This is a genomic window from Prevotella sp. LCP21S3_D2 (assembly GCF_052118345.1).
Taxonomy (GTDB): domain Bacteria; phylum Bacteroidota; class Bacteroidia; order Bacteroidales; family Bacteroidaceae; genus Prevotella.
Map to the genome: position 1 here is coordinate 146215 of NZ_JBQKHJ010000006.1, position 11215 is coordinate 157429.

Consider the following 11215-nt stretch of genomic DNA (forward strand, 5'->3'; position numbering starts at 1 on the left):
AAAGAAAAATGATAGAATTCATTCAACAATTAGAACACATTGATATGCAGATTTTTCTGTTTTTCAATGGCTTTCATAGTGACTTTTGGGATTATTTCATGTTGATTTTTTCCGATCGTTTCGTGTGGGTTCCGTTTTATGCAAGCTTTCTCTTTGTCATGGTCAGAAGCTTTCCTGTCAAGGTTGTGCTTACCACTCTAATAGTAATAACACTCATCATTGCGCTCTGTGATCAGACAGCCTCAGGTCTGTTGAAGCCTATGATAGGAAGAATGCGCCCGAGCAATCCCGACAATCCGATTTCCCCGATGGTTCATATTGTTCAGGGGTATCGTGGTGGAGCCTATGGATTTCCCTCATCCCATGCAGCCAATGCATGGGGAATGGCCTTTTTTGCGAGGCATCTTGTACGGAGAAGTAAACTGACTCTGTTTCTCTGTCTTTGGGCGCTGATAACCTGCTACTCCAGAATGTATCTGGGAGTGCATTATTTTGGCGATGTGTTGGTAGGAACAGTCATCGGTTTCATCTATGCTACACTCTGCTATTATGTCTTCCAGCATTTCCTCAGGAAATATACGGATAGCTTCAAGCCAACGAATTACCTGCGCTTTTCCTATGTACCAATCTTGACTGGGCTGGTATCTATATGGATTATCATCTGTGCGAGTGGGATACTGATGATGTACGGTATAAACATAAGATAAGTCTATGACTCTGTCTGGGAACGACAAAATTTATTTATAAACATATAATTAATATAAGGATTATGAAAAAAATGACATTTATGGCCATTGCCATGGGACTGTTTGCATTCACAGCATGCCAGCAGACAAAGAAGGAAGCTCCAGCAGCTGAACCTGTTGTAGAAGTAATCACAGATTCTGCTACTCAGCAGAAGGTTGCCGGTGAATACAAGAGCGCTGATGGTAAGCGTATCATTACTATCAATAGCGACTTTACCGTAAAGACAACCGGTCTTGACAAGGACTTTTTCAAGTGGGAGCTCATGGTTAAGCCAGAGAATTCTACAGTCAATATCAATCTTGTCCGTAAAGGTTTGGATGCAGAGGTTAAGGATCAGGCTGTTATTGATGCAGAAGAGGGCTCTCTTTTGTTGAAGAATGAGACTTTCCGTAAGGCAGCTGAGACCAAGTAAAGCGATAGAATTCACTTTACAGAATGATATAAAAAGCAAAGCACCTCCACTTCACAGTGGGGGTGCTTCTATTTAAAGTATTAGCATTCTTTAAGGTAAAAAGATTGTATTCAGGATAACGGTTGCAAAGGTAGCTGTTTTACACGAGAAAAACAAATATTTTTATATGTTTAAGAACATGTTTTAGAATATTCCATACTGATATTATAAATAATGTTTAGATAATTTCCGTACTTGCAATTAAATTTGTATCTTTGCACCAAAAATAACAATATAATAAATAAGATATATGGCAATTAATGAGGAAAAGAAGCTTGAAGAGAAGAAAAGTCTTTCTTTCGTCGAGCAATTAGTTGAGGAAGATCTCAAGGAAGGTAAGAATGGTGGAAGAATACAAACCCGTTTCCCGCCAGAACCAAATGGCTATCTTCATATTGGTCATGCCAAGGCCATCTGTATGGACTTTGGTGTTGCAGAGAAATATAATGGAGTATGTAATCTCCGTTTCGATGACACCAATCCTAGTAAGGAGAACAATGAATATGTAGAAAATATTCTTCAGGATATTCAGTGGCTTGGCTTTAAGTGGGGTAATATATATTATGCTTCCGATTACTTTGAGAAGTTGTGGGAGTTTGCTGTCTGGATGATCAAGAAAGGTCATGCTTATATCGACGAGCAGACTGCTGAGCAGATTGCTGAGCAGAAGGGTACTCCTACTTCTCCTGGTACTGCCAGTCCTTACCGTGACCGTCCTATCGAAGAGAACCTTGCTCTTTTTGAGAAGATGAATACACCTGAGGCTGCGGAAGGAAGTATGGTGCTGCGTGCCAAGCTCGATATGGCTAACCCTAACATGCACTTCCGTGACCCTATCATGTATCGTATCATTCATACTCCTCATCATCGCACAGGCACTAAGTGGAATGCTTATCCAATGTACGATTTTGCTCATGGACAGAGTGACTACTTTGAGGGTGTAACCCACTCTATCTGTACTTTGGAGTTTGTTCCTCACCGTCCTCTCTACGATAAGTTTATAGACTTCTTGAAGGAAAAGGATGGCACAGACAATGTTTTGAATGATAACCGTCCACGTCAGATTGAGTTCAACAGATTGAACCTTACCTATACTGTAATGAGTAAGCGTAAGCTTCATACATTGGTGGATGAGCATCTGGTAAACGGTTGGGATGATCCTCGTATGCCTACACTTTGCGGAATGCGCCGTCGTGGTTATTCTCCTGAGAGCATCCGCATGTTCATCGACAGTATCGGTTATACCAAGTTTGACGCCCTTAATGATATGGCTCTCCTGGAGGCTTCTGTACGTGAGGACTTGAACAAGAAAGCTTGTCGTGTAAGTGCTGTGCTTGACCCGGTTAAGCTTGTCATCACCAACTATCCTGAGGGTGAGAGCGAGGAGATGGAGGCTATCAATAATCCTGAGAATGAGGCTGATGGCTCACATACCATTACTTTCTCAAAGAATCTCTGGATTGAGCGTGCTGACTTTATGGAAGATGCTCCAAAGAAGTTCTTCCGTATGACTCCTGGTAAGGAAGTTCGTTTGAAGAACGCTTACATCGTGAAGTGTACAGGCTGTACCAAGGATGAGAATGGCGTTATCACTGAGATTCAGGCTGAGTACGATCCTATCAGCAAGAGCGGTATGGAAGGTGCTAACCGCAAGGTGAAGGGTACACTCCATTGGGTATCTGCTGACCATTGCGTAAAGGCTGAGGTTCGTGAATATGACCGACTCTTTGCCATCGAGAATCCTTCTGCTGATGAGCGCGACTTCCGTGAGCTGCTCAATCCGGAAAGTTTCCACGATTACAAGAACTGCTATGTTGAGGAGTATGCTGCCGGCAAGAAGCCTGGTGAATATCTCCAGTTCCAGCGCATCGGTTACTTCATGGCTGATCTTGACAGCACAGCAGAAAAACCTGTATTTAACAAGACTGTTGGCTTAAAGGACACTTGGGCTAAGCAGAATAAATAACAGAACTTTCGCATGTGGGGAAGTTAGGGAAGTTAGGGAAGTTAGGGAAGTTAAGGGACAAATGTCCTACGTTTTACGCAAGATAACTATTGTCTCTTAACTTCCCGAACGACCGAAGGGAGTGATAACTTCTTTAACTTCTGAACTTGCGAAACAAGAATAGATTATATTAGGATAATGAATACAGCAGATCTTTTTCTTTGGATTCTAGATAATTTGAGCTATTGGGTGGTTGCACTGTTCATGGCTATCGAAAGTTCGTTCATTCCTTTTCCTTCTGAGGTTGTTGTTCCGCCAGCAGCGTGGAAGGCGATGGATCCAAACAGTGGAATGTCATTCCTTCTGGTTATTGTTTTTGCAACTGTCGGTGCAGACCTCGGTGCGTTGATTAATTACTATTTGGCAAAATGGGTGGGTCGCCCTATCATCTATCGTTTTGCAGATAGCCGCCTGGGACACATGTGCCTGATTGACCGCAAGAAGGTTGAAGTGGCAGAAGAGTATTTCCGCAAGCATGGTGCTGCCTCTACCATATTTGGTCGTTTAGTGCCTGCTGTCCGTCAGCTTATCAGTATTCCTGCCGGTCTGGCAGGTATGCATGTAGGCAAATTCCTGCTCTATACCACAATAGGTGCAGGTGTATGGAATACGGTTCTGGCTACCATCGGATGGGGTATTTATAAGTATACTGATTATAAGACCACACAGGATGTTTATCAGCAGGCCTTGAAATACAGCCATGAGTTGGGCTATATCATCCTGGGCTTGGCTGTGATAGTAGTAGCTTTCCTTGTCTATAAAGGAATGAAGAAAAAATAATTTCAATATACTGAAACGAAGAAGCGGGAGCGCCATATATCCATGACGCCCCCGCTTTTTTTATGATTTAAAGCTTGCAACAAGCTTCTTACCAGGAATACTGATAGTCTTGCCGGTTTTAAAACGGTCGAATCCTTCACCGTACACACCAATAACGGCACTTTGACTGACGAATGCTGCAGGGTCTATTTCATCGATGAGACGGAATATTTTCTGCGATTCACGCTGTCGGGCCAACACAAAGAGCATGTGTACATCCTTGCCGCTATAGCATCCATGACCATCCATGATAGTACATCCTCTATCGGCTGCAGTATTGATGGCTGCACTCAGTTCCAGATATTTATCTGAAATGATGAAGAACTGTACCGAGCGGCGAAGTGTGTTGACAATATGGTCTACACAAATCGATACCACAAAAAGACAGACATAGCCATAGATGACCTGTTCCCAAGATTGAAGAACAAAATAAGAACTGGTAATGATGCAGAGGTCACAAATCATGATAGCATGCCCCAATGAAATGTTCCAGTACTTGTTGATCATGGCGGCTACCGTATCACTACCTCCCGTAGAACCATTGGCTGAAAGTCCAAGTCCTGCACTGCTTCCCATGAAGAATGCACCGATAACCGTTGCCATGAAGGGTTGGTCGTGCAGTAGAGGAGTCATTCCCACGGTCTGGGTCTCAATAATGCGCGAGGTAATGGCAAAGATAGCCACTCCATAAATGGTTTTAAGGCAGAATTTATAGCCTAAGATACGAAAGGCAATAATCAGCAGGAAAACATTGAGTGCGAAGTAGGATACAGATACCGGAATGCCGAATCCCCAGCACAGGATGGAAGCGATACCTCCTACTCCACCCATCGTAATATGGTTTGGAAGCAGGAAAATGTTAAGACCGATACTTCCCTCAATCATTGCCAATGCAATAATCATGTAATCACGGATTTCGTGAATTTTACTTTTTCTTGTCATATATAATTATGTATATTTTGATTTCGTGTGCAAAGTTACTGCTTTTTAGAGACAACACAAAATAAAAAAAACAAAAAAATCGATAAAAAGCATGGCTATATCAATATATTTTTATAATTTTGCAGAAGGTAGCTATCAGTCGCTATCAACAGAACATATACTAGTAATTAGAAAAATCAATCTTGTCTATGGCAGTTATTTCAGAAAACATCAGTCAATGGCCATGTCTTAGTGATGGTCTTCACTACAATTGGTTGGTCGATTATGCGGCTTTCAGTGCCTTTGGTACCTTTGAACTTTCGCCAGAGGAATGGGAGAAGCGTGAACTTATAGTCAATTTTAAAGGAAACTCTGAGTTGACGACAGAAATAGATCATCAGCAAGCTTTAAAAAAGGCTATTGATATGGTTGTATCCTTTCTTAAAGATGTTTTGGGCAATGAAAGTTCATCCATTACGCTTGTCTGTATTCCTGCCTCATTGAAAAAGCACACAGAGCGTCGTTTCCATAGCTTCAGTGAACAGGTTTGCGCACAGACCGGACTTCAGAATGCTTACGATGCCTTTAGCTATACGACAGAGAAAGATGAGGATGGCGATGAAACAGATACGCTTCATATTGATGAGTCTTTCTTTAAAGGGAAAAAGGTTTTGCTGTTTGATGACATGATAGCCACAGGTGGTTCCATTTCCCGATTTGCAGAAAAGCTCAAGGCAATGGGTGCTTCCGTGATAGGCGCATTGGCTTTAGGTAAAAAGATTTCTGATGGTTATGATCAGAAAATATAAATCATTCACGATGTCAAAGCTAGCCTCAGGTCACCCCGTCAAAGAGTACATTGAAGAAAATTAGGATAAAGAATCAGGGATGGATACACCTTAATAACAGGTGAAATCCATCCCCTTTTCTTTCTATAAGATAATCATACTTAGATTATCGTGATCCATACGGCTTCTCCCTGCTCCTGCGCCTCAGTGATGCGCTTCATCAGGCGGCCCAGCCAGATGCGGGAGTCTACCACCATGCCCTCGAACTTGTTCTCCCCAACGAGGATACAGCCTTGCGTGTCGTCAGGATAATTGCCGGCATGGATCCGGATTCCCTCGAAATTCGGCACGCTCAACAGTAATGGCAGCCAACGCTTGAATCTTGGCGAATACGATATGACCACGGGATATGAGCCCTCAGGAATGGCCGTATGACCAGGTATCTTACGTGCCTTCTTGCCACTCTTGCGGCCATAGCGGACATCCACTTCCTCTGGCTTCAGCTTGATACCCAACAGATTGCGCCATGTTGGCTCCATGGTATCGCAGAGATACGTATCCTTTGACAGCAACTGGCTGTCAAAGGTATGAACCAATGTACTCTTATCGCCTATCTTCTTGCCGGGCAGCGAGATACGCTTTACACTATCATCGGCCAAAAGATAGAGTCTGCCGATGGTATAATTTCTTTTTTTAGCTATTCTCTTTAATACTATTTCCATTTTGTCTGAATGTTAAGTGTTAAGTTTTTTGTAAAACTATTAAACGTTGAAGCCTCTCAGGTCGAGTCCGTCAGAACGATATAATAGCTTCTTAAAACTGAATAACTGAATACTGAATACCTTTCCACCCTGCTTTCCGTCAGCTCCGTCGGTATTTGCTCCCTTCGGAGGAATTTTCTCGATGTAATGGCGGTTCACCCAGTTTCTCAGCATTATCGCCGTACCCTTCTTGCCAAAGTCGTTCTGCAGACGCACCATCTCAGCCTGGGTGTAGGTAAAGGTATCAGGCAATAGCTGCAGCAGGTTGGTAGGTCCTCGCTTGCTCGATTTCTCTCCTACCTCATTAGCCTTGGCTATGCCTGTGCCAAAGAAAATCATCTTGCACCACAGGTCGTAACTCTCGCTCCATCTGATGAACTCGTCTATTTCGGGTTCCCATTTGCAGCCGTTTGCCACGTATAGCACACAAGCCTTGAGGAAGGCAATCACGTTGCCACGGAAGGAGAGATTCTCGAACACTCTGTTTTGCGACATGCGCGAAAAGTCTGCGTTCTCCTCCTTCAACTTTTCTGCCAGGGCGAAGGCCTCAGCGCAGTCTATCCTACCCGATGCCTTGCACAGATTCTCTATGTAAGGTCTGAGCGCCTCTCTGAAGGCATCGTCATATTCGCCGTATACTGGCATTTCGGCTCCGATTTCCCGCTCCGGGATGGTACAGAAGTTGATGCGGCTGATAGGTCCGTCGGTGAGCACTTTTGAGAAATATCGCTGCCCCAGCTGGACGGTGGTCGATGCATTCCAGTTGAACCGGATGGTGATACGCTCGGTGATACTCGATGTACCCACGCGCGTCTGACCGTACTGGTTGCCCGGGTCGAAGGCAAGGCACATGATCTTGAACTGCTGGTTGCCCTGCCCCTTGAGGGCATCAAACTGGTCTATCTCGTTGAGCGTTGTATAGAGGAAATGTTCCTGAGCCTCAGCCGTGCGCATCACGAAGGCCGGGTTGGTCATATCTGCATCTATCTCCTGGATGATGAGGTTTTCCGGGCGCTTGCGCTTGTCCTTGTTGGCGCCCTTGCGTGTCACCTCCTCTTTCCATTCCTTTTCCCGTTTCAGGTTCTCACGGTCGCGCTGTCTGATGTCCTCCATAATCATGTTGATGGGCATCTGCACACAGTTCTTGCCTGCGCCCGTGCCCGCCAGCAGACAGCACATCAGGGTAGCCTCATGCTCCACATTGTCAATATACTTGAAGGTGGTCTTGCAGAGGTGTGTAGCAAGTGGCGGGAAGATGGCATGTGCCACGGCAGGCTTATAGACGTCCGGGGTCTTCGACAGCAGAAGCTCCACGAGTTTTGGGAGATGTTCGGGCATAGGAGGCGGAGCCATTTTATCATCTTCCGCATTGGAATCCGTGCCATCTTCGGAACTCATGGTCTTGAACGACACGGCATCCTTCTGGGATGACTTCTCTGCCTGGGCATTGATGCGGATCACGGCTTGTGACATCGGTTTCGAACTGTCACCATATTTCGCATAGAAGTCGTGGATGAGCTGCTGGCAGTCACGCTCCTGCGAGAAGGCGGGCATCTTCTGTGCCACCACCGCCTTCAGTTCCTCCTCGGGCATCACTCTCGATGCGCCTGCGCTCATGATAGCCAGGAGCGATGAGTGACGCGAGCCTGGGGTGTTGATGTCTACGTCCTTCAGGCCTGCAGCATTGCGGAAGAGGTCGAAGGCTGCGAGGTTCTTGCCGGTTGCCACAGCCCCAGCATCCTGATGAGCTCCAGCAGGGCTGAGATGAGCAGCATGAGCAGCATTGCTATCACAAGGTTGGGCAGGCTGAATAGCAGAGCCAGCAGAAACAGCGTGATGGCTGTCAGAGCCCGGAAGTCGATGGTCTTGAACATTTTGTTGAGTGTTGAGTTTTGAATGTTGAATGTTGAGTGGTTTGGGCTGGGTGCCCTGTTGCTGTCTTCCGTCAATGGTGAGGCCACGAGTCAGGTAGGCTTGTCTGCGCTTCTTCAGTTCTTCCTGTGGCAGCACCTCGTACCAGTGGGGCGAGCGATAGATTTCTGACGCCTTATCGGTGATGAAGAGCATGCGTTCTGGCGTGATGCAGCTCTCGTCGTAAGGCACGCCCAGTGCCTCGCAATAGGCTCGCTGCGTCTCCTCGATAGTCATGCCGATGGGCATGCGGATGTCGATGTGCAGCTTCTTGCGGGCTGAGTACTCCAGGTGCAACAGGGCTCCATTCCAGATGGTATCGCTACAGTTCAGCTCTCGTGCCTTCTCTATCGCCTTATCCACATATTCCTTGTCATCCACGTCGATGGTGGTCTGGAAGAGGAAGCTTTCGGGCACGGCGTTCTTCTGCGAGCGTCTGTTGTCTCGGAACTGGTAGTAGTGAGCGCAGCGGAAAGGCAGCTGCTTCTTCAGTCCGTCGTTACCCCCACGGATGGCAGCTACCAGGTCTGCCATCCAGGGATAAGCGATGGTCTTGTCGTAGACCGAGAGTGGCTGGGAGCTTACGCTCCCCATATTGCCATTCTTGTACGGATTATATGCTATAATATGTTCCATCGTTTAAATTTTGAATATTGAATGATTTCGCAAGTTCAGAAGTTAAAGAAGTTAAAGAAGTTATCACTCCCTACGGTCGTTCGGGAAGTGAAGAGACAATAGTTATTTTGCATAAAACGTAGGACATTTGTCCCTTAACTTCCCTCTAACTTCCCTAACTTCCCTTAACTTCCCCACATGTGAAAGTTCTGTAATTTATAATTTCTCCTTGAATCCGGCAATCAGTTCCTTGTGCTCTGCCTTGAGGTAGCGCAGCATATCCTGCTTGTCCAGGTCACGGCTGAAGGTATAGTTCACCTGCACCGTGCGCTTGGTGGTGCGCACCACGGCATGGTTGGTCTTGAAGATTTCCTCGAAGATCTTCTCACCCGTACGCTCGTAAGGCTTGAAGTCGAACTCGTCGCCTCTCTTCTCGCCAGAGCATACCATTCTGCCCGGTATCACCTTAGGCTGTTCGCAGATAACCTCGGTATCGTTCCATGGCGCCTTGCGGAAGGCGATGGTACCGTTTTCCTCACTGATGATGGCTCCGTCCACCTTCTGGGCGTTGAGGAGCTGCTTCTTTGCTGCTTGTTTCATGATTGTAATCACTTGTTTATAAGATGAATAATGTCAGTTGATTCTCATATCGTTGATATACAGGCCGTCGACATCATATCGAATGTTTATCGGTTTTTTCAGAGGGTCATAACAGATACTTTTCATCATGACACATTCATAACGCCAACAGCTGTCCTCGTCCTCCATCACAGGCTGGATAAAATCCTTGACCCACTTGTAGAACAACTTACGCTCAGGATCTTTCGAACAGCCTATGGTCATATCTCTCACCACCTGAGAGTCTACGAATATCATATCTCTCCAAGCTATTTTACCTTTTCGCTCCACCTTGTCAGCATTGCCAAAGAATTCACCGAAAAACAAACGATGTGTAAAATCCTTCGGCACCTTTTTTGTTTCCGCTTCCACATACATTTCTACCACTTTCCCCTCCGTGTCGGCTAATACAGGGAACAATGTCTCTCTGCCGATAGAAGTGATGGCAACCAGATCCTCGAGGCAAAAGAACAACCCTCCGTCGTAGTTCACCACTCTCAATCCACCATACTGCGGATGAAAAAATACATAAGCATTTTCTGCCATATCAATATATCATGTTAAAGGGTTGGGCTGCGAGATATTCGCCAAATTTCTGTTTCAGGAACGGTACCGGATTCCTATAAACAAAAAACGCCCGCAACCAGACTTTACTCGTCTGATTACGGGTGCAAAGATACGGATATATTTCCATACTTACCTAGTACGTACTATGTACGCGTACTAGTACCATCCTTCAGTGAAGGGGGTAGTTTTTCCAGGAATTTTCTCGTCTTCTTCTGATCCATTGCTCTATTATAAGCAGCTCTCAGGGCATTGGGGGAAACCTCCCAAAGAGTAGAGAATACTTTCCACACATCCTTTATATCCAGCGTTATAGCTATCTGATAGGCAAGGACAGCAGACTCTGAGTTTGATAACTCCAGAGGGCAGAAGTTCTCATCGAGTAACCCATACTCCTGCAGTTCCTTCAAGACTTCCTGACCCTCCTCTCCTTTCAGGTCATCCGACATGCGTTCCGCAGGATTGGCATTGTGCTTCTTTGTGGAGCTACCATTCATATACCAATTCTCCACATACTCTATATAACAGGCATTGCCCGTTACGTTTATAGTTCTTCCTTCTCCAAGCATGGCTTCTCCTCCTTAAATTCGTTGTTCATATACTCAATATACTTGCTGTTTCCATTCAATTGAATGACCACGCTAACAAGGCAGAATCGCCCATACTTCAACATCAAGCGCACGAGCTTGATAATAAATCTCCCCATAATTCTTAGGTTATATTTGTTAGAAATTTAGTTCTTTGTCGCTCGTTCCTTAGTAGAGGACGTCAGAGTCTGTTTGCGCTAACAATTTTGCTGGTACAAGCAAATTCCAGGAGAGCTATAAGGGCATACACCCTTAGGGGACAAGTAGTCTCCGATTTTATCAGATTTTACTTTCTTTTTTTGTATTTATTTTATAGACCTTAATTCCGCAACACTATAGTTTAACATTATTTATAAGTGCCTGAGCAACAAAAAGTTGCCCAGGATTTTGCCATGTCAGAATTTTCACTTACCTTAGTGTTGCGAAAA

12 protein-coding genes are annotated in these 11215 nt (G+C 45.3%); 5 read left to right on the top strand and 7 right to left on the bottom strand.

Going from position 1 to position 11215, the window contains the following annotated elements; translation table 11 throughout:
* The first annotated feature begins 8 nt into the window (after positions 1 to 8).
* The 4 genes from ACTQ16_RS06430 (at position 9) to ACTQ16_RS06445 (ending at position 3983) form a co-directional block, all read left to right on the top strand.
* On the top strand, positions 9 to 707 hold the full coding sequence (locus ACTQ16_RS06430; protein WP_441936675.1) for a phosphatase PAP2 family protein: 699 nt from the start codon (positions 9 to 11) through the stop codon (positions 705 to 707).
* A 62-nt stretch (positions 708 to 769) separates the two neighbouring features.
* Positions 770 to 1159, top strand: a complete 390-nt coding sequence (locus tag ACTQ16_RS06435; RefSeq protein ID WP_441936677.1) for a hypothetical protein — start codon at positions 770 to 772, stop codon at positions 1157 to 1159.
* Between the two features lie 289 nt (positions 1160 to 1448).
* Positions 1449 to 3164 carry a glutamine--tRNA ligase/YqeY domain fusion protein gene (locus ACTQ16_RS06440; protein ID WP_295348259.1) on the top strand — a complete coding sequence of 572 codons (1716 nt, stop codon included), beginning with the start codon at positions 1449 to 1451 and terminating at the stop codon, positions 3162 to 3164.
* A gap of 177 nt (positions 3165 to 3341) precedes the next feature.
* Positions 3342 to 3983, top strand: coding sequence for a DedA family protein (locus ACTQ16_RS06445; protein WP_441932201.1), 642 nt, complete (start codon positions 3342 to 3344; stop codon positions 3981 to 3983).
* Between the two features lie 60 nt (positions 3984 to 4043).
* Here the strand turns inward: ACTQ16_RS06445 and ACTQ16_RS06450 are convergent, their stop codons facing one another.
* The gene (locus ACTQ16_RS06450) at positions 4044 to 4964 is read right to left on the bottom strand and encodes a YitT family protein (RefSeq protein ID WP_294972478.1); all 921 of its coding nucleotides are present in this window, start codon (positions 4962 to 4964) and stop codon (positions 4044 to 4046) included.
* Positions 4965 to 5152: 188 nt separating this feature from the next.
* Here ACTQ16_RS06450 and ACTQ16_RS06455 point away from each other — a divergent pair, with 188 nt between their 5' ends.
* Positions 5153 to 5752, top strand: coding sequence for a phosphoribosyltransferase family protein (locus ACTQ16_RS06455; RefSeq protein WP_294972480.1), 600 nt, complete (start codon positions 5153 to 5155; stop codon positions 5750 to 5752).
* A gap of 140 nt (positions 5753 to 5892) precedes the next feature.
* Here ACTQ16_RS06455 and ACTQ16_RS06460 read toward each other — a convergent pair whose 3' ends face one another.
* From ACTQ16_RS06460 to ACTQ16_RS06485, 6 genes are all read right to left on the bottom strand, one after another.
* On the bottom strand, positions 5893 to 6453 hold the full coding sequence (locus tag ACTQ16_RS06460) for a DUF5675 family protein (RefSeq protein ID WP_441936679.1): 561 nt from the start codon (positions 6451 to 6453) through the stop codon (positions 5893 to 5895).
* A gap of 39 nt (positions 6454 to 6492) precedes the next feature.
* Positions 6493 to 9039 (bottom strand): hypothetical protein, encoded by a 2547-nt coding sequence (locus tag ACTQ16_RS06465; protein ID WP_441936680.1) that lies wholly within the window; start codon positions 9037 to 9039, stop codon positions 6493 to 6495.
* Positions 9040 to 9234: 195 nt separating this feature from the next.
* Positions 9235 to 9618, bottom strand: a complete 384-nt coding sequence (locus ACTQ16_RS06470; protein ID WP_441936682.1) for a hypothetical protein — start codon at positions 9616 to 9618, stop codon at positions 9235 to 9237.
* Positions 9619 to 9651: 33 nt separating this feature from the next.
* Positions 9652 to 10182, bottom strand: coding sequence for a hypothetical protein (locus ACTQ16_RS06475; RefSeq protein ID WP_441936683.1), 531 nt, complete (start codon positions 10180 to 10182; stop codon positions 9652 to 9654).
* A gap of 164 nt (positions 10183 to 10346) precedes the next feature.
* Positions 10347 to 10769 carry a hypothetical protein gene (locus tag ACTQ16_RS06480; RefSeq protein WP_441936685.1) on the bottom strand — a complete coding sequence of 141 codons (423 nt, stop codon included), beginning with the start codon at positions 10767 to 10769 and terminating at the stop codon, positions 10347 to 10349.
* Entirely contained in the window at positions 10745 to 10906 is a 162-nt protein-coding gene (locus ACTQ16_RS06485; protein WP_294972616.1) for a hypothetical protein, read from the bottom strand. The genes ACTQ16_RS06480 and ACTQ16_RS06485 overlap by 25 nt, the downstream gene beginning before the upstream one ends.
* Between the last annotated feature and the right edge of the window lie 309 nt (positions 10907 to 11215).

Coding starts and splice junctions, on each gene's coding strand:
- ACTQ16_RS06480 (WP_441936685.1), bottom strand. CDS start 10,769: ATGCTTGGAGAAGGAAGAACTATAAACGTAACGGGCAATGCCTGTTAT.
- ACTQ16_RS06450 (WP_294972478.1), bottom strand. CDS start 4,964: ATGACAAGAAAAAGTAAAATTCACGAAATCCGTGATTACATGATTATT.
- ACTQ16_RS06445 (WP_441932201.1), top strand. CDS start 3,342: ATGAATACAGCAGATCTTTTTCTTTGGATTCTAGATAATTTGAGCTAT.
- ACTQ16_RS06465 (WP_441936680.1), bottom strand. CDS start 9,039: ATGGAACATATTATAGCATATAATCCGTACAAGAATGGCAATATGGGG.
- ACTQ16_RS06455 (WP_294972480.1), top strand. CDS start 5,153: ATGGCAGTTATTTCAGAAAACATCAGTCAATGGCCATGTCTTAGTGAT.
- ACTQ16_RS06470 (WP_441936682.1), bottom strand. CDS start 9,618: ATGAAACAAGCAGCAAAGAAGCAGCTCCTCAACGCCCAGAAGGTGGAC.
- ACTQ16_RS06460 (WP_441936679.1), bottom strand. CDS start 6,453: ATGGAAATAGTATTAAAGAGAATAGCTAAAAAAAGAAATTATACCATC.
- ACTQ16_RS06435 (WP_441936677.1), top strand. CDS start 770: ATGAAAAAAATGACATTTATGGCCATTGCCATGGGACTGTTTGCATTC.
- ACTQ16_RS06430 (WP_441936675.1), top strand. CDS start 9: ATGATAGAATTCATTCAACAATTAGAACACATTGATATGCAGATTTTT.
- ACTQ16_RS06485 (WP_294972616.1), bottom strand. CDS start 10,906: ATGGGGAGATTTATTATCAAGCTCGTGCGCTTGATGTTGAAGTATGGG.
- ACTQ16_RS06475 (WP_441936683.1), bottom strand. CDS start 10,182: ATGGCAGAAAATGCTTATGTATTTTTTCATCCGCAGTATGGTGGATTG.
- ACTQ16_RS06440 (WP_295348259.1), top strand. CDS start 1,449: ATGGCAATTAATGAGGAAAAGAAGCTTGAAGAGAAGAAAAGTCTTTCT.